The organism is Bacillus sp. FSL K6-1005 (assembly GCF_038000225.1).
GTDB lineage: Bacteria > Bacillota > Bacilli > Bacillales > Bacillaceae > Bacillus > Bacillus mojavensis.
Map to the genome: position 1 here is coordinate 1,471,440 of NZ_JBBOBP010000001.1, position 23,769 is coordinate 1,495,208.

General features: G+C 39.9%; 22 protein-coding genes and 1 riboswitch. Of the genes, 14 read left to right on the forward strand and 8 right to left on the reverse strand.

Annotated features, from left to right (window positions below):
• Window positions 1-260: 260 nt before the first annotated feature.
• Window positions 261-956 (forward strand): glycoside hydrolase family 11 protein, encoded by a 696-nt coding sequence (locus tag NST16_RS07855; protein ID WP_340885430.1) that lies wholly within the window; start codon window positions 261-263, stop codon window positions 954-956.
• 191 nt (window positions 957-1,147) lie between these two features.
• Here the strand turns inward: NST16_RS07855 and NST16_RS07860 are convergent, their stop codons facing one another.
• Together NST16_RS07860 and NST16_RS07865 are read right to left on the reverse strand one after the other, a co-directional pair.
• On the reverse strand, window positions 1,148-2,587 hold the full coding sequence (locus tag NST16_RS07860) for a flavin monoamine oxidase family protein (protein WP_340885433.1): 1,440 nt from the start codon (window positions 2,585-2,587) through the stop codon (window positions 1,148-1,150).
• Between the two features lie 79 nt (window positions 2,588-2,666).
• Window positions 2,667-3,278 carry a thermonuclease family protein gene (locus tag NST16_RS07865; RefSeq protein ID WP_340885436.1) on the reverse strand — a complete coding sequence of 204 codons (612 nt, stop codon included), beginning with the start codon at window positions 3,276-3,278 and terminating at the stop codon, window positions 2,667-2,669.
• A 535-nt stretch (window positions 3,279-3,813) separates the two neighbouring features.
• Between NST16_RS07865 and NST16_RS07870 the strand changes: the two genes are divergently transcribed.
• From NST16_RS07870 to NST16_RS07885, 4 genes are all read left to right on the forward strand, one after another.
• Window positions 3,814-5,229 (forward strand): sugar porter family MFS transporter, encoded by a 1,416-nt coding sequence (locus tag NST16_RS07870; RefSeq protein WP_340885439.1) that lies wholly within the window; start codon window positions 3,814-3,816, stop codon window positions 5,227-5,229.
• 355 nt (window positions 5,230-5,584) lie between these two features.
• Entirely contained in the window at window positions 5,585-6,130 is a 546-nt protein-coding gene (locus NST16_RS07875) for a delta-aminolevulinic acid dehydratase (protein WP_268449688.1), read from the forward strand.
• 192 nt (window positions 6,131-6,322) lie between these two features.
• Window positions 6,323-6,802 carry a hypothetical protein gene (locus NST16_RS07880; protein WP_268447411.1) on the forward strand — a complete coding sequence of 160 codons (480 nt, stop codon included), beginning with the start codon at window positions 6,323-6,325 and terminating at the stop codon, window positions 6,800-6,802.
• Window positions 6,803-7,092: 290 nt separating this feature from the next.
• Window positions 7,093-7,572, forward strand: coding sequence for a DUF4944 domain-containing protein (locus NST16_RS07885; protein ID WP_326197491.1), 480 nt, complete (start codon window positions 7,093-7,095; stop codon window positions 7,570-7,572).
• Window positions 7,573-7,731: 159 nt separating this feature from the next.
• On the opposite strand, the gene NST16_RS07890 is transcribed toward NST16_RS07885, so the two are convergent.
• On the reverse strand, window positions 7,732-7,929 hold the full coding sequence (locus NST16_RS07890; RefSeq protein ID WP_340885450.1) for a YoqO family protein: 198 nt from the start codon (window positions 7,927-7,929) through the stop codon (window positions 7,732-7,734).
• Window positions 7,930-8,164: 235 nt separating this feature from the next.
• Between NST16_RS07890 and NST16_RS07895 the strand changes: the two genes are divergently transcribed.
• The gene (locus NST16_RS07895) at window positions 8,165-8,521 is read left to right on the forward strand and encodes a DUF3221 domain-containing protein (protein ID WP_340885453.1); all 357 of its coding nucleotides are present in this window, start codon (window positions 8,165-8,167) and stop codon (window positions 8,519-8,521) included.
• A 149-nt stretch (window positions 8,522-8,670) separates the two neighbouring features.
• Here NST16_RS07895 and NST16_RS07900 read toward each other — a convergent pair whose 3' ends face one another.
• Together NST16_RS07900 and NST16_RS07905 are read right to left on the reverse strand one after the other, a co-directional pair.
• Entirely contained in the window at window positions 8,671-9,216 is a 546-nt protein-coding gene (locus NST16_RS07900; RefSeq protein WP_340885458.1) for a hypothetical protein, read from the reverse strand.
• Window positions 9,217-9,387: 171 nt separating this feature from the next.
• On the reverse strand, window positions 9,388-9,981 hold the full coding sequence (locus NST16_RS07905; RefSeq protein ID WP_340885461.1) for a VanZ family protein: 594 nt from the start codon (window positions 9,979-9,981) through the stop codon (window positions 9,388-9,390).
• Between the two features lie 951 nt (window positions 9,982-10,932).
• Here NST16_RS07905 and NST16_RS07910 point away from each other — a divergent pair.
• Entirely contained in the window at window positions 10,933-11,706 is a 774-nt protein-coding gene (locus NST16_RS07910) for an acetoin reductase (RefSeq protein ID WP_268449671.1), read from the forward strand.
• A 285-nt stretch (window positions 11,707-11,991) separates the two neighbouring features.
• Here NST16_RS07910 and NST16_RS07915 read toward each other — a convergent pair whose 3' ends face one another.
• The gene (locus NST16_RS07915; RefSeq protein ID WP_411803617.1) at window positions 11,992-13,002 is read right to left on the reverse strand and encodes a polysaccharide lyase family 1 protein; all 1,011 of its coding nucleotides are present in this window, start codon (window positions 13,000-13,002) and stop codon (window positions 11,992-11,994) included.
• Window positions 13,003-13,198: 196 nt separating this feature from the next.
• Between NST16_RS07915 and NST16_RS07920 the strand changes: the two genes are divergently transcribed.
• Window positions 13,199-13,876, forward strand: a complete 678-nt coding sequence (locus NST16_RS07920; RefSeq protein ID WP_268472582.1) for a YoaK family protein — start codon at window positions 13,199-13,201, stop codon at window positions 13,874-13,876.
• A 259-nt stretch (window positions 13,877-14,135) separates the two neighbouring features.
• A complete protein-coding gene (locus tag NST16_RS07925) occupies window positions 14,136-14,834 on the forward strand; it encodes an expansin EXLX1 family cellulose-binding protein (RefSeq protein ID WP_229147329.1) in 699 nt (232 codons plus the stop codon).
• A gap of 335 nt (window positions 14,835-15,169) precedes the next feature.
• Here the strand turns inward: NST16_RS07925 and NST16_RS07930 are convergent, their stop codons facing one another.
• Window positions 15,170-15,466, reverse strand: coding sequence for a hypothetical protein (locus NST16_RS07930; RefSeq protein WP_168748001.1), 297 nt, complete (start codon window positions 15,464-15,466; stop codon window positions 15,170-15,172).
• Window positions 15,467-15,576: 110 nt separating this feature from the next.
• Window positions 15,577-17,619 carry a molybdopterin oxidoreductase family protein gene (locus NST16_RS07935; protein ID WP_340885469.1) on the reverse strand — a complete coding sequence of 681 codons (2,043 nt, stop codon included), beginning with the start codon at window positions 17,617-17,619 and terminating at the stop codon, window positions 15,577-15,579.
• A 148-nt stretch (window positions 17,620-17,767) separates the two neighbouring features.
• A riboswitch (SAM riboswitch) is annotated at window positions 17,768-17,859 on the forward strand.
• Window positions 17,860-17,956: 97 nt separating this feature from the next.
• Between NST16_RS07935 and NST16_RS07940 the strand changes: the two genes are divergently transcribed.
• The 5 genes from NST16_RS07940 to NST16_RS07960 all read left to right on the forward strand — a co-directional run bounded on the left by NST16_RS07940 (window position 17,957) and on the right by NST16_RS07960 (window position 23,759).
• On the forward strand, window positions 17,957-18,979 hold the full coding sequence (locus NST16_RS07940) for a 2-hydroxyacid dehydrogenase (RefSeq protein ID WP_326202600.1): 1,023 nt from the start codon (window positions 17,957-17,959) through the stop codon (window positions 18,977-18,979).
• Between the two features lie 18 nt (window positions 18,980-18,997).
• Window positions 18,998-20,476 carry an FGGY-family carbohydrate kinase gene (locus NST16_RS07945; RefSeq protein ID WP_340885473.1) on the forward strand — a complete coding sequence of 493 codons (1,479 nt, stop codon included), beginning with the start codon at window positions 18,998-19,000 and terminating at the stop codon, window positions 20,474-20,476.
• Window positions 20,477-20,569: 93 nt separating this feature from the next.
• Window positions 20,570-21,814 carry an MFS transporter gene (locus NST16_RS07950; RefSeq protein ID WP_340885476.1) on the forward strand — a complete coding sequence of 415 codons (1,245 nt, stop codon included), beginning with the start codon at window positions 20,570-20,572 and terminating at the stop codon, window positions 21,812-21,814.
• A 442-nt stretch (window positions 21,815-22,256) separates the two neighbouring features.
• Complete coding sequence (locus NST16_RS07955) at window positions 22,257-22,808, forward strand: MarR family winged helix-turn-helix transcriptional regulator (protein WP_010334482.1); 552 nt, start codon at window positions 22,257-22,259, stop codon at window positions 22,806-22,808.
• A 12-nt stretch (window positions 22,809-22,820) separates the two neighbouring features.
• Entirely contained in the window at window positions 22,821-23,759 is a 939-nt protein-coding gene (locus tag NST16_RS07960) for an ABC transporter ATP-binding protein (RefSeq protein WP_340885480.1), read from the forward strand.
• Window positions 23,760-23,769 lie beyond the last annotated feature (10 nt).

Consider the following 23,769-nt stretch of genomic DNA (forward strand, 5'->3'; position numbering starts at 1 on the left):
ATCACATAACTACAGCTGCATCATAGAAGTTGGGTTTATATATCTGTTAACAAAATTGAAAGCGGTATCAAATAATCTTTAATGCAATTCTATTGATAATCAAATAACACAAAGCTATTACATTACCAAGCTAAATTTTTAGGGGGATAGCATAGCAGGAAGAATATTATAGCTACTAGGCTGCTTTCTTTTGAAAGGTGGTGAGAACAAACATTACGGTAAGACTCAAATACAATCTAATCAAACAGGAGGTATACCAAATGAAACAAAAAAGAATGAAGTTTTTTTTAGTGGTTTTATTTAGTCTAGTGCTGACATTACCTGCATGGTCCGCACAGGCGGCAACTACAATCACCTCAAATCAAACTGGCTCCCAAGATGGCTATGACTATGAATTGTGGAAGGATTATGGGAACACCAGTATGACGCTCAATAGCGGCGGCGCGTTTAGTGCCCAGTGGAGTAACATTGGAAATGCTTTATTTAGAAAAGGCAAGAAATTCGATACAACCAAGACTCACTCACAACTTGGAAACATATCAATTCGTTACAACGCAACCTTCAATCCTGGAGGGAATTCTTATCTATGTGTTTATGGATGGACGAAAGATCCACTCGTAGAATATTATATCGTCGATAATTGGGGCACCTATAGACCGACCGGAATACCAAAGGGTACTTTTACTGTTGATGGAGGGACATATGACATTTATGAGACCACTCGAATCAACCAACCCTCCATTATAGGCATCGCGACTTTTAAACAATATTGGAGTGTCCGACAGACAAAACGCACGAGCGGAACCGTATCTGTCAGCGAACACTTCAAGAAGTGGGAAAGCTTAGGAATGCCAATGGGTAAAATGTATGAAACCGCGCTTACGGTAGAGGGATATCAAAGTAATGGCAGTGCTAATGTAACTACGAATGTACTGACTATTGGCGGTAAGCAATAAATCATCCTGATTTGGTAACCGTTCAAACTCTTGATTTACGATCAAATCGGAAGTATTGTCTACGCACAAAAAACCCCTCACAGTCATGTGAAGGGTTTTTTTAAATTAGCTATACTATCCTAATTGCTGTTTCTCTAGTATTCAACAACATCAATGTCCGTCATCAAAAAGGAATATAAAAAACGGAGGATTTAAGTGATACGATTCACTCCATACGCCGTTCGTATTCCGGATTCAATCGCTCCTTGCATCCATCCATGAGTAAGTGAGGCATGTTCTCCAGCGAAATGTATTTTCCCTTCAGGGGTAGGGATATATGGATACAGCTGTAATTCCTGTCCTGGTTCAAAAGCTGTGAACCCTCCGGCTGAATAAGGGTTGAGGGTCCAGCTAAAAGAAGCGCCGGTCACAAACTCTGACCACACTATATCACCATATATTTCTGATAAATTCATTAAAGTATAGCGGAGGCGCTCCCCCTCTGAAAGACTGTCCCATATCAGCGCCTCATCCGCCCATGTGTAACTCGCTACAATAACAGCATGACCATTCGAGCCAATGTCAATGCTGGGATAATATGAAAATCTTATCGGAAGATCAGTGATCGATTTGCCGCCGCGCTGCCCAGCTTTTTCCCAAAAACGACTCTTAAACTCTATTCCGATTTTTGTTGCGGCAATATAGTTGAGTTCACGAATGGCCCGCCGTTTATAATAAGAAAATGAATCATATGGTTCGACTTGGACAAAACGCAATGTTGAAAATGGGATGGTTATGATAGCGAGATCGCCTGTCACTTCCAAATGGTTTGCTGTCTGTTGATGAATGCAGTTGATCGTAACATTGTTTTGATTTTGAGTTATTTTCACCATTTTATGATGGAAGACAATATGTTCTTTTAATTGGGGAAGAAATGCTTGAGGAAGCCGGTCCATGCCGCCTGTTATTTCATAGAAGCGAGTTGGCGACGTATAGAAGATGGATTCCCGTAACACTTCAACAAGGGACATACCCATATATGCTTCCATATCCAACAGTACGCCGATCATATCGATTGCACCGTTTGAAAAATAAGTATTCAAGTAAGAGGCTAACGAATGGTTCCTGTACTGTGCTTCAACAACCCGCCAATTTCTCGCGGGATCTACAGAAATAAAATTGAGGATAGGCTGCAATACAGAAAGCATCAGCTCTTCGGCCGTTTTTCCTTGTTCAATTTCTGCAACTGGGTATCTTAAGATACCCGGATTGCTTTCAAAATGATGAAGACGTGTTTGAATGCCATTGGCGTAAATGATGTCCATTGGAGTTCTGTTCAAAAATACATTGGTTGGCAGGCTGAATTTTTTTATATATTCCCAGGTTAGAGTATGGATCTCCGGAATGCGCATTGGTCCAACATTGAAATACAGCCCGGCACTGAAGGGAGATCGCAACGTGCAAACTCTGCCCCCGACTCTATCACTCGCTTCCAGAATCGTCACATTATGTCCTGCGTTCTTCAGTAAAGATGCAGAAACAAGCCCAGCCAACCCGGCGCCAACGATAATAATGTGCTTTGGGTATTGTGATGAGTTAAGACCATTTCTAATAATCGCAATCATGTCTTCGTTCTTTAGTGGAGCATTCATTTATGTGAGGCACCCTCTTTTTTGATTTATTGCATTATATTCATTCAAAAGGGTGTCTATCACGAACTATATCCTTTTTTCACTTGTGTTTTTCAGTGGAGTGCTGCTTAACACAGCCTTTAAATCCTCTGGCATTCACATAACCGTTTTTACTCCAAATAGAACGTTTTTTCGTTTGTGCCTCCTGTTCATCTTTTCTAAACTGGTCTATGTATTTCGTATTTGGCTCATAAACATATGCTACTCTGGCTAATCCTTCTTTTAACAGTGTTTCTTGAACAGACTTGCCATCGACATAAACGTAAGCTAACAGCCTTCCGAATTTATCTCTGCGCTCTCCTTTATCAAATTCTAATTGCAGCTTGCTGCCACTAACCAATTCTTTGTTTCGTTTAGATGCATCCTCGCCATATGGCTGAACACATGAATTTGGCTTTTTAGTCTCTGGAGTATCAATGAGCAAGTAGCGAACTGTGTCAATATTGCCGTTATAGCTAACTTTGATCGTATCTCCGTCAACAGGCCTTTCTAACACAGCATCCACCAAGCCTTTTTTTGCTTCAGGTTGAGAATTCTTGGCAACTGGCTGTTTAAGATCTGAATTGCTTTTTTCAGCAGTATCATTTAATCCGCAGGCTGCCAACGAAAAACTCAAAGCTAATAGACTAAAGCATACCATTGCTTTCTTCAATTCGATTTCCCCTTCTTCTGTTTCTATCTCAATCAACCATCATTCATTATAATGATATCGCCATTTATTGTGAAAGTATTTTTCTTAACACGTTTATATTTGAGTACAAACTCTTAATCAATATTCAAATATCACAACAAGATTTCAAAAACGTAACCATGAATAGGCGTTTTATCTGGGAAATTCTACGATTGCTAAAAACTCAGAAGTTTTATAATTGACTGAAAGCACTTTTAAAATTATGATAATATCAAACCTAACTAGGATGTAACAAACATATAACAAGGAAATAACAATAAAGTGGATATGTTTCTCACGAAATGAATGAAAGCGATTTCAATTAAGTTTGTTCTTGCGAAAAGCCTCGTTCACCGCATTGAGTTTTTTTAATCTTCAGATTGACAAGGTCTCGGGAAATAAAAAACCTGGCTGAAATGAGTATTGCTCTTTTAAGAGAGCAAGGGTGAATTCAGCATATTCGGTTGACAAGAATGAAAAACATATAAAGCATTCTTAATAAAGGTGGGGAAAGGGTATGAAAGAACAACGAAATCCCAGGTCGTTTTTACAGTTGATAATGATCTCAGCAACATTTGGCGGGCTTCTCTTTGGATATGACACTGGAGTTATAAATGGAGCCTTACCTTTTATGGCAAGATCTGATCAACTTAACTTAACACCGGTCACAGAAGGGCTGGTTACAAGTATGCTTCTATTAGGAGCAGCGTTTGGTGCATTGCTGTGCGGCAAATTGGCTGACCGCTATGGCCGACGTAAAATGATCCTTAATCTATCCTTTTTATTCTTTCTGGCATCGCTTGGAACAGCATTTGCGCCGAATGTTTTAACGATGGTTATCTTTCGGTTTTTTCTGGGACTGGCTGTCGGTGGGGCATCTTCAATGGTACCGGCTTTTTTAGCAGAAATGGCGCCGTATGAGAAAAGAGGGCGTATGGTAACGCAAAATGAACTGATGATCGTCGGCGGGCAATTTTTAGCCTACGTTTTTAACGCGATTCTTGGTGTTGCAATGGCTGATACAGGGCATGTTTGGAGATACATGCTTATCCTTTGTGCCATACCGGCTCTCATTTTATTTGCAAGTATGCTCATGGTTCCGGAGAGCCCGCGGTGGCTAACTTCTAAAGGTAAAAAAAGCGAGGCGCTGCGCGTCCTTAAACTCATACGTGACGAGAAAAGGGCAGAAGCAGAATTTAAGGAAATACAAGCAGCGGCAGTTAAAGATTCAAATGTAGAGAAGGCATCGATCAAAGAGTTTACTACACCGTGGCTGCGCCGTCTTTTATTGATTGGAATCGGTGTTGCCATCGTTAATCAAATCACAGGTGTCAATTCAATTATGTATTACGGCACTCAAATCCTGCAAGAGTCCGGTTTTGGTACAAAGGCAGCTTTAATCGCTAATATTGGGAATGGATTGATATCAGTCATTGCCGTTATCATCGGCATTTGGCTGGTTGGCAGGGTAAACCGGCGCCCGATATTGATGATTGGTTTATCAGGAACGACCACAGCGCTTTTATTCATTGCCATATTCTCAATCGTGCTTGATGGATCAGCAGCACTCCCGTATATCGTGCTATCTTTGACCGTTTTATTTCTAGCCTTTATGCAGGGCTGTGTCGGACCAGTAACATGGCTGGTCATTGCAGAAATATTCCCGCAGCGATTAAGGGGGCTTGGTACTGGCATCAGTGTATTTTTCCTTTGGATTTTAAACTTTATCATCGGTTTTGCTTTTCCAATCATGCTTAGCTCAGCAGGCTTATCCTTTACTTTCTTTATATTTGTCGCTTTGGGTATATTGGCAATCGGTTTTGTATACAAATTCATGCCGGAAACTAAGGGACGAACACTTGAGGAACTAGAAGAGCATTTCCGTTCAATAGATGGGCATTATGACTCTGAAAAATCAATTCATGAAGCGTGATATCTGTACTAAAATGATATTGTAAACTCGATTAGGTTAATTAAGAAAGCAATTCTGCATCAGAAGTCTCCTAATGAAGTACGAGAAATATTGGATATGGAATTGTGGGAGAAAGCACTTTTTTAAGTCAACGATTACGTCTGAAGGCCACCATTCGTATTGGCTAAGGAAATGATGGGATAACATTGGATGTGCATATGGCATGCCCTAATCTGCTCAAACAAAAAGATTTTAATGATGATTTGTTGAAGTTCTTTTCGGTTGGGAAATAAATAACGGAACCTTTTGATATCACATTTTAATTTGCCTGAAGCTAGAATGTAGGTCACTAATACCTTTGGGGAGGCTATTTGATTTGAGTCAGTCAAGCATGCGCATTACTTTAGTGGCAGGGCCACATTGTGAGTTAGAATCATTTGCATTACGTTCCGCACTTGAATATTATGGTGCAAAAGTACACATGCATTGGGTTGGACGACCTAATGATTTAGTTAGCGTGCTTTCGGGCGAGAACCGGGGAGAAACCGACTATATGATTTTAAGTTTTCATGGAGAAGATGGAAAATTTATATTGCCGGAATTGGGACAAGACGTTTATGAAAAAAACGAGCCGCTTTCATGTTATTTCGGTCCTGAAGAAGTTCGGGCGTATGCAGATTTACGAGGGGTGCATGTGTTAGCAACTGGATGCACATTAGGTGACAAAAGGCTTGCAGAAGCGTTTAGACAATGCAAAAGCTCTTCTTACATAGCCCCTGGCGACTATATAGATGGAAACGCTTCGCTTATTTTCGTCCTCACATTCATATATGAACAAATGACAAATGCGAAATCTCTAAAGGCGGCATTTCAAAAGGCTGCTTCGATCGACAAAGAAACAAGCTTGTTTCAATTGTATTGAATCTAAACCATATACATAGCTATTATATTGCTATGTTGCAGAAAGTCCTGCTTAGATTCACACAGATTAATGAAATGAAATAGCATTTCAATTGTAATTGAAGCCCTCTCAATCAATGAGGGCTTTTTATTATACGTCATAGCGGACACCTATATTGGGGAAGCTAATGAAAAAGAAAGAAGGAGATACGAAGTGAAGAAGCACTTACTTTCCTTATGTGTTTTAATATTTGCATTGATTTTTGTTCAAACAAAGACTCAAGCCCTGACATTTACAGAGTTGCCAATTAAACAAAAAACAGAGCAATGGTCAGTCGAGATAACCGAAGCAAAAAATGCAAAGGAATTAGCGAGTCCAAAAAAGGGGGAATATAACGTCTATTCAATGGACATCCAAAACATAGGGGAAGCCGCAGCTACAGTAGATGTACAATTGTATAGAAATGATCCTGATTCAACCACGAGGTTTTCACTTTTTGGCTGTCCCAACGAAAATTGTGTGAGACAGAAGGAGGATTTAATAAGCTTAGCCGAAAGTTTAAACGATGGTACCCCGCTGAAGTTTACACATTTTATGGTGGCTGAAAAGGCATCTGAATTAGAGGTTGTTATTATTTGGACACAAAAAGGAAAAGAAGGACGACAATTAAAACAAACCTTTACATTCAGTTAGAAGAGGTTAATTAGGCAATATAGTGACCTACATAGGAGCTTGAGCATTAAAGCTGTTTGAATGTTGTTTCCATTTGGGTTAATACGCAGATAATCAACACCTGATCAGTCTTAAGGCAGATATAGCTGCGTTGCGAATCATATGAGCTGAGAACCACCAAGAAAGTCTAATATAGCTGCAAAATTTGAAAAGATAATTATTGGGCTGCTTGAACAGCAGCTCTTTTTCATTTTCAAGTAACATTTTGATCATTTATTCTACTAATTAAAATGAAGAAAGCGAGGGAAAACATGAGAAGCAAGCATAAAATCAAAAAAGTACTAATCATTACAGCTCCATTATTGATTTGTTTAGTAACGTTCTTTGCTATGATAGCAGGAGACAAAGTGAAATATGAGGGAAGCAGCAGGAACGGATTGTGGGTTTCTACCATTGAAAAATCAGATAAAACTTCGATTGGACCTAATTACTTCTTGAATTTATATTGGCAGGGGAATAAGAAAGAAGCGAAAAGAACCATTGTTGAAAAAATTACATTATACATAGATGGTAAAAAGTATGATGACAGAGAGAATTATGATTTATCAGAGTACACAGGTGAAGAAATGCCAGGCGGAGGACAAATGGAAGACCACATTGCTACGTTTGATTTTATGCCTGAAGATGAAGTAATCGGACATGATGTAGTTGTTAAGGTGGAGTGGAAGACTGGTAAGGAGAAACATACAGATCAAATGAGATTACAAGAGAAACCATGGTATAAAAGATAAATCTGCAATGGCGAGTTTAGGTTTAGGGATGAAACGTCCAACATATAGGTTTGCTTTCAAAAACATCTGATTGATAAGTACATGTCAGGATAGAGGCATGTTTTTATCCAAGTAAAATAAAAACATGCAAGTTTAGCTCCTTCCCTGTACATAAGACGCTTACATTTCTTTTAAATGCTCGTAAAGCAATCTAAAGCAAACAGTACCAGATATCAAAGGGACTGCAAATAAAATAATCACTGCTGTGATCTCCCAGCCGTTAAAGAAATCGTGGTTTTTAATGAATACCTGTCCTTCTATAATGATAAGAGCTACGATTCCTGTTAATACTAAAAAGCATGAAAACAGAATGATCATGAGTCTATTGGTCAACTAAATAGTTAATTTATCATATTGTACCATGTACTAAATATTCAATTGTTTTTTGTGTGCAGGCACTAGGGAATGATGTGTAACGGAAATGTAAAGCTGAATTGAAGGGAGTTTACCGTGTACATCTGTTCTGCAAATCTATAAATTTGTCCTGTCGTGATGGGTGCAGCACTTTTGTGTCACGTTATTATAAAGATATACACCAAAAAGGGAGAGAAAAATGCATAAAATCGCGATACTGGTCTTAGCGTTCTTTGCTTTTATTTCAGGCTGCAATGATAAGGAAGAAAATAAAATAAAAACGCCAAAGATGCAGAACCTTGTTGGTTTTATCCTTATTAAGGATGAAAAGTCAGCCATATTTCTTGAGGGCAAACATACTCCTGATAAAGAAGACTTTCAATTGTCTCAAGATAGACTAATAAAAAAATATAAAAGTCATGTTGTGATATTGGGATTAAGTCAAATTGAAAACAAAGAAGACCTTGTGACAGGTAAAAAAATGAAGGTGTGGTTCAACACTCTTAAAGAATCTGATCCTCCAAAAGCAACAATTAAAAAATTCAAAAGGTTATAACAGTTGGCATCCCCCACGTATGATCATTTCATAAAAAGCTCTCCAAACCATATATAACAATTTGAAGAGTAATAAATATAGCATGAAAAACAGCACTCACACGAAGACGTAGTGCTGTTTTAACGTTTGCAGAACATTGCATAAAAGGGTTATTTCCAGGCTGACAAATATTTCTTTCGATATTTGCTATCTTTCTCGAGCTCAATCAATTCCATTGCTATTTCCCTAATGTACTCATCTTTGTCTTCATCGTATAATTTTTTTAATCCTACAATCATATCGTAGCGAATCAATGTATAATGTTTTTCGTTTATTCCATTTTTAAAGCGATCAATAATATGAGTAAGCACCATTTCTTTTTGTTTTGGCCCAGCTAAGCCAACCTTCCAAATTGATTGTAAACTATGCCGAGCAGTTACAAATTTTGAATCCTTGGTCACTTCCCATAATGTTGGAAAGTCGCGCAGCATCCGTTTATCCGGATCACTGATTGCTAAACCAGCAAGAAACTGTGCTGCTCTCGCTCGCCTGTGGTTATCCGGATCGGTCAGCCATCCTATTAATTGGTCCCACACTTCATAAGCCCAGTCTACTTTCTCTTTTGTGGCGTTAATAATATGCTGAAAGGCTTCTAATTGCAGATTTTTGTCCTTTGCTTCTAGATGTTCAAAATGAGATTTCATTATACTGTCCATTTTCGTATCACCTTAAAATGATTAGTTATGTTAATTATATCCTTTCACTTGCGATCTTCCAATAAACATCATTTCTCGTGCTAGTGATGGTTTTTGATTGAACAATTAATTGACACCTTTTCGATCATATTTTGTGCTTGAGGGAGTTACATGTCTTCATTAGAAAGTGATTCAATGTTTATGAAAGAATCGGATTTTTTTATATAACGACGGAAGAATACAAAACAGCCCGTATCCTAGCGCAGTACCTGACGTATTAAGGATTAAATCATCAACGTCAAAACTTCTATAAGAATTTCCTAAATACATAGAAATCGAAAGTTGCGTTAGTTCTATAAACAATGAGATAAAAAAACCAGTTAATAAAATTCGTTTTAGGTTCCTTAACTTGTCAAATAAAAGAGGGAACAATAAGCCAACTGGCAGCAGTAAAATTAGATTTCCACCAAGAGATCTTATCACATAAAACTGCAAACCCAGATGATAAATATCTACCACGAAGCAAAACGGGATAAAGTTATTTCCATACAAAAATGGATGATAGGAATCGTTCCTCAAGTTCGCAATTAAATCGCGATCTATAGGTAAAGGAAATATTGTAACACTTATCAGTTCAAAGAAGTAAACAAATAAACAAAAAATAACAAGGTGCTTATAAATGGCCATTCGTTCTTTCTTATATATAAATCGCTTAATAATTCTATAAAGAATAAAACAAATATAAAGTACAAACATGAATATCAAGAGAAAAGTTGAGTCAAGCATAAATACACCACGATTTCTTTTTTGATCTATTCTAACATAATTAGGAAAGAGATTGAGATTACAATATTAGAAGACTTTTATCTAGAATGGAATGTGTTTAATTGCTTTCAAAAAGGGGCGTTCTTTTAAAGAAAGCCTAATTTCGTATGGACAAACGCATTTGGCTGTGAGGCAAAATACAATACAGTAAAACCAGAGGAACGAATGGAGGGTTCGATGTGTTTAGACAATATCCAGTTTGGTATACGCCTTACGATCTGAACTATCATGTGCCTCAACACCTAACAATCTCTTATGATCCACAACGATGTTATCAACGTTGCATGTATCAAACTGGCGGTAACTATGAGTTATGTGACAGATTATGTTATGGAGAAATACAAGTGTAAAAGAGGGGACTTTCTCCTCTTTAACACCACATAATAAAAACCAACATTAAGAATCTGATAATAAAAAAAGGAATTGAATAGGGATAACTCTATTTGAATGATGAAAAAGTGAACCAGGTCGATGAGCTCCTCTTCATCATTTAAAAAAACGACTTCATCACGCATTCTTTGGAATCAAGACCAAAATGGCATTACACCATACGAAATTCAATGGTATGTATGTTAAGCAAGAGAAACTACATTGAGAAGTATGACCATAACGATGACATAATAGCTCTTGGGAACCGCTTTAATGTATTCCTAATACAATGTAGTACAGCGCATAATGACTAAAGAAAACGGATAAGAGCTCGGTGTACATATCGTTACCAATGGTGTTGTCATGTTTACACACGTCATATAGATAAATCTGTATTATGGATCAATCCTGTAGTGATTTCAACTTGAATTAACTATATAATACAAGCTTTCTTTTGAAACAGCAGTTTAGCGATGTGGAAAAACACTGATTTGTTAAAATAAATATATCGTCACTAAACCTCATTTGGAAAGGGGAATTTTTATGACCAAGGTAGCAATAGTTACTGGTTCCGCAGGCGGTTTAGGGAGAGGGATAGCAGAGAGGTTGTGCAAGGATGGTTTTAGTGTCGTTCTGCATGACATTAACGAGGAACTGCTGCATGCAACTGTTTCAGACTTCAAAGAAAATGGCTTTCATGTTATCGGAATAAAAGGGGATGTATCCAAGCGTGAAGACCAATTCAATTTAGTTAAAGCAGCGGCAGATACCTTTGGTCGTTTGGATGTGTTTGTAAACAATGCTGGCATTGAGGCAGTTTCTCCATTTTTAGAAATAACAGAAGACCAACTGAATCAATTGTTCAAGGTTAATGTCAATGGCGTTGTGTTTGGCACTCAAGCAGCTGCCGACCAATTCATTAAGCAAGAAACAAAAGGCAAAATCATTAACGCATGCAGTATAGCAGGGCACGAATCATTTGAAATGCTAGGAACATATTCCGCGACGAAGCATGCTGTGAAATCTTTTACTCATTCAGCTGCTAAAGAGTTAGCCACATATAAAATAACAGTAAACGCATATTGTCCTGGTGTTGCAAAAACAAAAATGTGGGATCGCATTGATGAAGAAATGGTTAAACATAGCGATGATTTCAAACCAGGAGAAGCATTTGAAAAATTCTCTTCAGACATTGCTCTCAAAAGATATCAAACACCTGAAGATGTGGCCAATTTAGTCTCATTTCTAGCTTCAGATGATGCAGATTACATTACCGGTCAAGCTATTTTAACTGATGGCGGCCTGGTTTATAGATGATAGAATTATAAAAGAATCCATTTTGGAGATGGATTCTTTTTGTTCGAGATGAATCAATAATGACTCCTGTTGTATAATGAGAAAAGCAATTGAGAGGTCCATGTATTCATGTAAGAAAATTGAATGAACATTTTGGTGAAAAAATATTTGGTACGTGAGAGCATGTTTAACTTGTTCAGGAAACAAGCAACATTATGGCGCATGTGTGAGTTTTAGACACAAGCAAGACACACAATACATAGCCTTAAAAGAGAGACTTGGCGTTTTACGCAAGCCCTCTTTGTGTCAATAGCCAAAAACCAGTGTTGTACTTTGTGATCCGGCATATTTTGTGACAAATTCTTTTGTGTACTGCGGAGTTTGAACCCGGTAACTGTAATTGGAGCCTGGATTCCATGTTGTCAACGGAGAGGATTGCCTGTTCAAGGACGGATAGCTTCCTGTATCCTTAAAGTATCCGGTGCCCTTGTCATCAAGGATTCCTCCTTTTTCGCTGCCTTTTCCAAAATAATTGTATTCAGAGTATATTTTTGCCTTTGTCGCGATGGTAATCGCTTGGTTAAAATTGTTGCTGTAATTGTTTTTGACATGAAAGTAGCCATACCTCATCAGCCCAGGGCCTCTTACATACAAATTCTCAAAATAGTTGTTGGCGATGGTCATGTGCGGATAGCCGTCATATTGGTGCTGGGAATCATCAGGATATCCTAAAATTAAACCGTACTTATGATTTGCGAATTTTGAGTTGCTGATGGTGATATAATCAGCTGATTTACCGATATACAACAGCTTGTCCAGGTCACTTCCGCCAGCACTATAGCTGTGTCCTGAAAATGTCACATGGTCGATCCAGTAGTTGAAGCCTGAATCTAGATAAAGCTGAATATCGTTATTTCCGTTAATCTGCGGGCTGTGTTCAAAGGTCAGATTTTGAAAGATGACGTTTCCAGATGAAGATGATGTTGTTAAATAAATATTTTTCAGCGTTTTCTTAGCGTAAGAACCGACCAGTGTTTTATTTGAACCAATGGTTACCGTTGTTTTTGAGGAAGCGGTTAGATCATTTTGAAGCACTAAAATTTTAGGTGTTGACCCGCTCAGATGGGTTTTTAAATCACTTAGACTTTGGATATAGACGATCTGACCGTTTTTTCCGCCGGTTGTGCTCGCTTTAGAGACTCCTTTTTCATTTTTTGCATTTCCGGCAAAGCCTAAGATGCCATTCGTCGAAGTATTCGGAAAATCGACGGCGCCTAAAGCTTTTTCAGGCAAGAGAAGCAATAATAAACTTAACATGGCAAATAATAAAGAAAATCGTTTCAAAGCCACTCAGCTTCCTTTCAAATTTAAATAAATTGCATATGGATTATTATTACAGTTGGACAAAAGGAAGAATAGAGTCTATATTCCTGATCAAAACCGGGATTTTATATGTTTTTTGATGCAAATAAAAGAGTTACAGTTGGAACCACACGAAAGGATTGATACACCATTGACTGCTGCAGCATATCGAAACACTTTGCTTTCTCTTCTTTGTTTAACAGCGGGAATCGTGGATGTGATCGGTTATTTAAGCCTAGGACACGTCTTTACTGCTAATATGACGGGAAATATCGTTTTATTGGGATTAGCGATCGGAAAATCTCTTCAAGTCACTGTTTTTCATTCTTTAACTGCGCTAATCGGTTTTATCGTGGGAGTAATTGTTTCCACGATCATTGTTGGAAAGGCAGAGAAAACATTTTGGCCATCCCCTGTAACAAAAGCGCTGGCAATTGAGGCATTCATTTTATTTGTTTTTGCTTGTCTTTCAATATCTTCTGCTTTTGTTCCCGTGTACATCCTTATTATCCTTTTGAGTATTGCCATGGGGATACAAACAATAGCAGCTAAACGACTGGGGATTGCAGGCATTTCTTCAACTGTTTTAACCGGAACATTGGCTTCTCTTTTAGAGGATCTTTCCGGCCGGTTGTTTTTCTCCAAACAGAATAAAACATTCTTAAGAGATGCTGTGTTAAGGGCGCTGGCTATCATATTATATTGTGTCGGGGCTATTATTGTAGCTTTTGCAGAGCCGCATTTTCATTACATCATTATTTGGGCTCCGATTGTGCTCATTTTAGGTATTATACTTACTGCTCTGATCAAGTTGCAAAAAGTAAAGTAAAATTTTCCCGCTTGTGGAAGCGGGGATGGGAATTTTTTGAGCTTATACACTATGAATGAAATAAGAATTTTGGTTCATATGTGCATCAGAACATAAGGATTGCATTGTCATATAAAGTGCACCCTTTGCTATATATACAATAGTGAATTAGACATAAATCAATCTATGAATCTATGAATCTATGTCCTCTTTTAATCCACATTGATGAGTATTACAATGATAATGATTCTCATTTAAAGCTTGGATTAGGAGGATGTCTATGAAAAAGAAGATGAGTGCTGTAATTAGCGTAGTTATGCTGATGATCCTTTGCTTTTGCCCGCAAGCTTCAGCAGCCTATAACGACTTGCACGAAGGCTATGCAACCTATACCGGATCAGGCTATTCAGGAGGGGCTTTCCTTCTTGACCCAATCCCATCCGACATGGAGATTACGGCAATTAACCCAAAGGACCTGAATTACGGCGGTGTGAAAGCTGCTCTTGCCGGCTCTTATCTTGAAGTGGAAGGGCCAAAGGGGAAGACGGTCGTCTATGTTACCGATCTATATCCTGAGGGCGCCCCAGGAGCCCTTGATCTTTCACCAAATGCATTCAGCAAAATCGGTGCTATGAAAGATGGAAAAATTAAAATCAAATGGCGTGTGGTCAAAGCGCCAATCACTGGCAATTTCACATACCGGATTAAAGAAGGCAGCAGCCAGTGGTGGGCAGCAATTCAAGTCAGAAATCACAAGTATCCCGTTATGAAAATGGAATACTACAAAGATGGAAAGTGGATCAACATGGAGAAAACGGACTATAATCATTTCCTCAGCACCAATTTAGGAACGGGCTCTCTTAAAGTCAGAATCACTGACATTCGCGGAAAAGTTGTAAAAGACACGATTCCAAAGCTTCCTGAAAACGGAACATCTAAGTCATATACAGTTCCTGGGCATGTGCAGTTTCCTGAATAAAACAGGTTGTAAGAAAAATCTGAAAATAAATAAATTCATGAAAAGCAGGTTACCGATCCTGCTTTTTATTTTTATGGAAACTGAACATCATAGTTCGTTTTATTGGACTAATCGCTGTTACCTGTACAATAATAAAGCCCTTTCTGTATTGAGTCATACGAAGAATCAATCAAGTTGTGCATGAATTTGAATTGTGGTTTGACCGGTTATCCTTTCCCGAGGAGCGAAGTTTTGGTGGTGGCCAATCTATACTGCTGAGAATTATTACTGGCTGGAAGACAGCTGAATGGGGAAGAGCGGTGCCTGAAAGAACCGCTCTCCTGTAAAAACTCGTATTAATCTTTCGCTTGGTGTTCCTCTCCTAATGTTAATAGCCATTCTCTTAAGATATGTTTTTGCACATATCTTTTTCCGTTTATTTCAATATGAGGGAGGTCTGTGAGATCCTTCGCTAAGTGTTTCGCTTCCGCTTGGGTTATGCCTAAAAAATGCCCGATGTAAAAGTGAATATCTCGTTCTTTAATCAGCATGATGTCATTTTTTCCGTTAGCTTTTGGGTTGTTAATATGCTTTAATCCTTCTCCGATAAAATATCCAGCCAATGCAATACCGATTCCTAAAAAAACGTCCATGTGTCTGCCTCCATTATGTAATCGTCATGTTATACGGTCAATCCATATCATTGGTTTCATTTTTTTGATTGTGTACACAAAAAACCGCCAGAGCAAGCTCTGGACGGTTTCTATGCTTTCTCAATCTGCACTCGGCCTGAGAAAAAAGTGGCGCCTCCGCCCATATCAGACAAGCGGTCTGGGGTCAGGGCGTTAACAAGCTGATTTTTGCCTGGTTCATCTGCCCATAATCCTTGGCTGACGACAACACCGGGCAGCACTTGTTCTCCGACTGCGGCGGTTAGTTCACACTCACCTCGGCTGTTCCAAATCCGTACAGCTTCACCATCAGTGATGCCGTGTTCTTCGGCATCTATCGTGTTGATAAAGAGTTTCGGTGTTTTTTCAAGTTTGACGTGCTTTGCATTGTTGGAAAACGTTGAATTTAAGAAATTATGATTCGGCCCCGGAACATACATAAACGGGAATTCTTGATCCGGCGCAAGCGGCGTATGTGTCGGTAACGGCGGGAAACCGGCTTGTTTCATTTTTTCTGAATATAATTCTATTTTTCCGCTCGGTGTCGGCAGTTTACCCGGGAACAGCGGCTTTTCACGCTTCGCCTTCATAAACGAACGTTCAGTGAGTGATTCATAACGAATCTCTGCCAAATAAGGGTTATCTGGATGGTGAAGCGCCTGGCGGATTAAGTCTTCATCTGAATCTTTCAGCTCCTGATCCGTAAAACCCATTGCCTCAGCCAATAACCGGAATACCTCGGTATTAGACTTACTTTCTCCGTATTTCTCAATCACCGGCTGCTGAAGCTGAATGTAATGGTGCCAGTATGAGGTGTAAAAATCAGTATTTTCAAAAGCAGATGTAGCAGGCAGTACAATGTCCGCATATTTGGCTGTTTCTGTCAAAAACAAATCATGAACCACGGTGAACAAGTCATCCCGCAGGAGGCCTTGTCTGACTTTGTTCGCTTCTGGCGCCACAACGGCTGGGTTCGTCCCATAAATAAAGAGGGAGCGAACAGGAGGGTCTGTTTCCAGAAGGACTCTGCCCAGCTGGTTCATATTAAACGATCTCGGTGTGCGGCCTTTCAGTAAATCAGGACGCTGAAGCGCGTTGGTGTTATATTCTAAAATTCCGCTGTTATGCTTGATGGCGCCGCCTCCTGTATGCATCCATTGACCGGTAATCGCCGGAAGACAGGCAATCGTTCTAACAATTATCCCACCGTTGTCGTGATGCTGAAGGCCGTTTCCGATTCTGATAAAGGAAGGGGAGGTTTCACCATACATTTTTGCCAGCTGATAGATATCGTCGGTACTGACACCAGTGATCAGCGATACCTTTTCTGGATGATACTGTTTCACATGCTCGCGCAATTCTTCATAGCCGACTGTATATTCTGATAGAAACGCTTCATCGTAAAGGTTTTCTTTAAATAATATGTGCATGATTCCAAGGGCAAGCGCGCTGTCGGTACCGGGTTTTATAGGAATAAACCAATCTGCGAGACGCCCTGTCTGATTTTTATGCACATCAATCACAACAATTTTTGCGCCTTTTTTCCGTGCCTTTTGTGCGATTGTAATTTGATGCATGTTTGTGCTGACTGCGTTAATTCCCCAAAAGATAAACAGTTTTGTATGAATCGTTTCTTCAGGATCGATTCCAGCACTCACACCCATGGTATATTTATAGCCTTCTGAACCGGCTTTGCTGCAAATCGTCCGCTCAAGCTGGCTTGAGCCCAGACGGTAAAAGAAGCGGCGGTCCATTCCTTCAGCTGTTAATTTTCCCATATTGCCGTAAAAGCTGTAAGGCAATATGCTTTCAGCTCCTTCTTCATCAATCAGCTGTTTCCAGCGAGATGTGATGGTGTCAATCGCTTCTTCCCAAGAAATTGGTTTAAACTCTGCCTCGCCCTTCATACCTATTCGTTTCAGCGGAGTCGTCAGCCGCTTCTCATCATAGATGCGCTCAGCCATATTTCGTACTTTGTTGCATATATTTCCGGCTGTCACGGGATGATCAGGATCACCCTGCACTTTCACAATTTTCCCGTCTTTTTTATGTACCAGTAATCCGCACTGGTCCGGGCAGTCCAGTGAGCAAACGGATTTAAAAATGCCGTTTTGTTGAGTGGCAAACGATTTCATAGCCCAGTTCCTCTCCCTAGTTAGATATATTGTAAGAATTATAACATTTCGAATGATAACGTCAATTCTGAAAAAAAGACATTGACATCAATCTGGGTCTTCTTTATGATAAACGTATTCTTAATTCTGAAAATTGCATACAAAACATTTTCTATCAAGAGAGGTGGAGGGACTGGCCCTATGAAACCTCGGCAACATTATTGTGCCAATTCCAGCAAGCGACAGCTTGAAAGATAGGAAAGTAAGGTTTATACCGGCTTCTGTCTGTGGCAGAGTGCGCCTATACATGAATCTCTTTCCATCTTTGGAGAGAGATTTTTTTGTGTGAAAAATAACGATGAAAAGGATGTTTTGCATCATGACGGTTTTGATTACAGCACCGTATAACGAAGAAGGACGAAAAGAGCTTGAAAAATTGTTCGGTTCCGTTGTTTATCAGTCTTGGAAAGAAAACGGCCGGGCATATAGAGAAGAAGAATTGATTCAGCTATTACAAGAGTCAAATGCGACGGGGTTGATTACTGAGCTTGATCAAGTGACAGAAAACGTGTTTGCATCAATGCCGGAACTTTCATTTGTGGGAGTATGCAGGGGAATGCCTTCCAATGTTGATGTGACAGCAGCGTCAAACAGAGACATTCCGGTTTTCTATACGCCTGGGCGAAACGCACAAGCTGTTGCTGAAATGTTTATCGGAAATGTAATATCATTTCTCCGTCATACAAATACCTCAAATCAATGGCTAAAGGATGGAAAATGGAACAGCGATTATTTGCAGGCGTATGCCAAATTCAAAGGTAATGAAATAACAGGAAAAACCGTGGGTATGGTGGGTTTCGGAGCGGTTGGGCAAAGGATCGCAAAACTGTTGACTGCATTTGACTGCAAGGTTTTGTATTACGATCCATACGTACACCACGATCATCCGCTATATGAAAAAGTATCTCTGGAGAAGGTTTTTTCAGACAGTGATATCGTTTCTGTTCATCTGCCGCGTACAGATGATACGCTTGGCCTCATTGATCGTTCGTATTTTGACTTGATGAAAGAGAGCGCCATTTTCGTGAATACATCACGAGCTGTCGTGGTAAACCGAGAGGATCTTTTATCTGTACTGAAAGAAAGTAAAATCAGGGGTGCAATATTAGACGTTTTTTATCACGAGCCTCCAGAGGAATCGGATTATGAATTTATTTCATTGCCTAATGTTCTGGCAACACCGCATTTAGCAGGAGCAACATTTGAAGTAGAGGATCATCACGTTACCATTCTGAACGAAGCGCTTAAAAAGTGGAGGGATGAAAAAACTCTCAATATTCCGACTTTATATAACAAAAACGATCTTACAGCAGAGGTGTAAGAAAAGGAGGGCATCAGGATGACGAAACAAAAAGGTCATCTCGTATTTGACATTGGCACTGGCAATGCAAGAGTTGCAGTCGTAAGTGTGTCGGGCAGCGTTCAAACGGTTGAACGGGAGGACATTGTATATACGGCCGAGCCGCTTTATCCGGACAGCCGCTATTTTTCTCCACAGGCGCTGTGGAATCAAATCATGAATCTGGCTAAACGTGCGATGTCTCGTTCTCATCATATTGAAATTATTGGTCTCACTTCAACAAGTCAAAGACAGGGGATCGTGCTGCTCGATCAAAATGGTGAGTCTTTCCTCGGTCTGCCGAACATTGACAATCGGGGCAGGGAGTGGGAGGGAAATATATCGAATCGTGAAGAAGTATACAGCCGAACAGGCCGTCTGCCGACTGCGCTTTTTTCAGCGCTAAAGCTTTATGGTTTAAAGCACCGGCAGCCCTCCTTATGGAAAAAAACTGCAAGCTTCACAAGCATCAGTGATTGGGTGACGTATCAGCTGAGCGGAGTATTGACATATGAACCGTCACAGGCGACGGAAACGCTGCTGTTTGATGTAAAACAAAATACATGGTCAGAAGAGATGTGCAATATATTCGGTTTCTCGCCATCTATTCTTCCGCCTCTAGTAAGAGCGGGAACAGTCATTGGATCGATAACTGATGAGTATGCGTCAGAATTGGGACTGTCACATCATGTGAAGGTTATAGCGGGTGGGGGAGATACACAGCTTGCTGTCAAAAGCACTGGCGCTGCTCTGGGAGATGCAGTCATTGTATCAGGTACGACAACACCGATTACCAAAATGATTGATGAAATTCATGAGGACAGACATCATAAAGCCTGGCTGAACTGCCACACAGATCAAGGACAGTGGCTTGCAGAGACGAATCCCGGGATAACAGGTCTGAATTTTCAAAAATTAAAGGATATTTTCTATCCGAATGAACCGTACGATGTGATGGAACAAGAAATTGCTGCAATAGCTAAGGAAGATCATTCCTGTGTGTCGTCCCTTGGTTCATATTTATCGGCAGAAAAAAACAATCTAACGAAGGGCGGCTTTCTCTTTGATGTTCCGCTTTCAGCCCATTTAAGCAGAGCGCATTTTGTACGTGCGGCATTACAGGAGATTGCATGTTCAATCAAATGGAACTTTGACATTTTAACAGAGATCACTCCGTTTAATCGTGACTATGTGTGGGGATGCGGAGGCGGTTTCCAAAGCAGAGCATTTACACAATATATCGCCAATCTTCTTCAGAAAAAAATCTATGTCAAAGAAGGATACAGTCAGGCATCAGTCGTTGGTGCTGCGGTGGTTTGCAATGAGGCCTTTCGTTTGACCGAAGAAATGTCTGGAAGTGTTCGGGTGATAGAGCCACAGGATTGCCGGATAGAAATGGCTTTATACGAGGAGTGGAAGCAGGTCCAGCGCTTCTTTTCAGGATTAGAGCCGTCATCGGGAAACAAGGTATTAGCATAAGGCGGAATTTGCCGCCGTTTGAGGAATTATACATGTTCTTACTTTATCGAGGTAATACGGTAATTGAGATAAGCATCTAAGGAGGATACAGATATGTTAGATCAAATTGGTATACCAAAGCGGCTGGCCTGGGGGTTTTTAGGGGTTGTGCTGTTTATGATGGGAGACGGCCTTGAACAAGGATGGCTCAGTCCTTTTCTGATTGAAAATGGGCTCACCGTTCAGCAATCTGCTTCGATTTTCAGTATATACGGCATTTCACTGGCCATTGCTTCATGGTTTTCAGGTGTATGTCTGGAAGCATTTGGGGCAAAGCGAACGATGTTTATGGGGTTGTTGTTTTATGTGATCGGTACAGCTGCTTTTATCGTCTTCGGATTTGAACAGCTAAATCTGCCTGTCATGTATGTGACTTACTTTATTAAAGGCTTAGGATACCCGCTATTTGCTTATTCCTTCTTGACATGGGTCATCTACAGAACACCGCAGAACAGGCTCAGTACAGCTGTCGGCTGGTTCTGGATTGCATATTGTCTGGGCATGTTTGTTTTCGGTGCTTGGTATTCAAGTTATGCCATTAAAACGTTTGGTTATTTAAATACGCTGTGGAGTTCTATTTTCTGGGTATGCCTCGGCGCAGTCTTCGCGTTGTTTGTTAATAAAGACCGATTTGAAAAGAAGAAAAGAAAAAGATCAGAAACGGCGGAGGAGCTTTTAAAAGGCGTTACCATTCTCGTTACCAATCCGCAGGTGCTGACAGGAGGAGTGATTAGAATCATCAACAGCATCGGCACATATGGTTTTCCTGTGTTTTTGCCGATGCACATGGCTCAGCATGGCATTTCAACTCATGTGTGGCTGCAGATTTGGGGAACGATTTTTCTGGGCAATATTGTATTTAACCTCATTTTTGGAATTGTCGGTGATAAATTCGGATGGAAAAACACCGTCATTTGGTTTGGCGGTGTCGGCTGCGGCATTTTCACCGTTTTATTATACTATGCGCCTGTTTTTTCAGGCGGGAATATAGCGGTTGTGAGTATTATCGGCTTTGTATGGGGCGGTTTGCTGGCAGGCTACGTGCCGATTGGTGCGATTGTGCCGACAGTTGCCGGAAAAGACAAAGGAGCCGCCATGTCCGTTTTGAACCTGGCAGCCGGCTTATCGGCATTTGTCGGACCTGCTTTAGCTTGGATGTTCATCGGACTCGTCGGTGCACAAGGCGTTGTCTGGATTTTTGCGGTGCTTTATCTTGCAAGTGCAGTCATGACGAAATGTATTAAGATACCTGAAGAAAAAGAAGGACAGAAAGCAATTTCCCCTCAATATGCATCCTGATGAAAAGCGCCCCTGGAATAGGGCGCTTTTTTCAGCAATGGTTTCAGTTACAGAGTGCTCCGGAATGTTTGGTCTGAAAGGGGCTTCATCATCACCAGTCCTCCCAATAAAGAATGATAGTTTGAGCGATCGCTTCTTAACTCTCCTGATTGTATGTCTATTTTCTTCAAATGTATCTTTGTAGGGCGCGCGTTCAACCATTGTAGTAATGTCGCGGCATTTAATGGTTTTCTGTATTTCTCTTCAATTAAATCTTCAAAAAAGCGGATTCCAATGCTTTTTCCTTATCAAATTTACGTTACCGAACCATGATATACCTTTTTCATATTGATCAATATGATATTGTCGTATGATTTGCAATAAAATAGACAATATGTTGACAAAGTGACAAAAAGTGCTATGATGATAAAGACAACAAATTGTCTTTTTGAGGAGGGTTATAATGGATTTTTCTAAGGAACTAAAAGATTTATTTTTAATGCAGCAGTCTTACGCTACACTTTTTTCTGTTTTAAACAAAATTCAATCACGAGGTGATGAGTACTATGAAAGCTTAACGACTAGGCAATTTATGACAATGGTCTCCATACTGCATTTACCGGAAGAAGAAACCACTTTCAACAACATTGCCAAAAAATTAGGTACGTCGAAACAGAACATAAACAGGCTGGTCAGCAGTATTGAAAAAAGAGGATATGCCGTTACTGTGCCAAGTAAACGTGACAAGCGTGCGGTTAATGTGAAAATTACCGATTCTGGAAAACGCGTTTTAGAGGAATGCGGTGAAAAAGCTGTGTACTTTATGGCAGATATATTTCAAGGATTTTCGACGGAAGAATTAGAGACACTGTGGAATTTATTGAAAAAGCTATACAGTTTTGACGGAGAAGAGCAGGATGGTTTCGAAGAAGATGCTCGTGACTTTGAAATTGAACAAGAACGTGATGATCTGAAAATAAAAGTTCTTCAGGAATTCGCAAAACGGAGAATGTAAAAGGAGATACGTATGAACAGCGTGGCATCAATTGAAAATTTGACAAAGCAGTACACGAACAAAGCTGCGGTAGACGGCATTTCATTTGAAGTAAAGGAGGGTGAAGTTCTTGGGCTTCTTGGCCCAAACGGAGCAGGAAAAAGCACAACGATTCATATTTTATCCGGAGTACTGTCGGCCACTTCCGGAAATGTTACGATATTGGGCCATAATGTAAAAAACGGCGCAAAAAAAATGAAGATGGGCATTGGAATTGTCCCTCAGGATATCGCCATCTATGAGGATATATCCGCTGAGAAAAATGTTCGCTTTTTTGCCAGTCTATACTCTCTTAAAGGAGAAGGTCTGAAAGCCCGGGTTAAGGAGGCTTTGGAGCTCGTACAGCTATATGATCGTAAAGATGATAAGCCTAAGACTTTTTCAGGTGGGATGAAAAGAAGATTAAACATTGCCTGTGCTATTGCCCATCAGCCGAAACTGATTATTATGGATGAACCGACTGTTGGAATAGATCCTCAATCCAGAAACCACATTCTGGAGTCTATTAAAGTGCTGAAAGAAAAAGGAGCAAGCATCATTTACTCAACACATTATATGGAAGAGGTGGAGGCTATTGCTGATCGGATTATGATTATGAATGAAGGAAAAATCATTGCTAACGGGACGAAAGAGGAATTATACAAAAAAGTAAATAAAGAAATGACTTATTCTTTTCAGCTGGCGAATGCAGATAAATTAAACAAAAACATTCTAAAGGATATCGAAGGGGTTATAAAAGTGCTCTTTATAGAGGATGAATTGAAAGTTACAGTCCGAAAGATCCAAGATCCCCTAGGTGAAATCATAGCAGAATTAAGTGTTCAAGGATGCAGCATTCTGCATATGAGCAGTCAAGAGGCATCCTTAGAAACGGTATTTTTAGAGCTGACGGGAAGAAATTTAAGAGATTAGGAGAGGCATC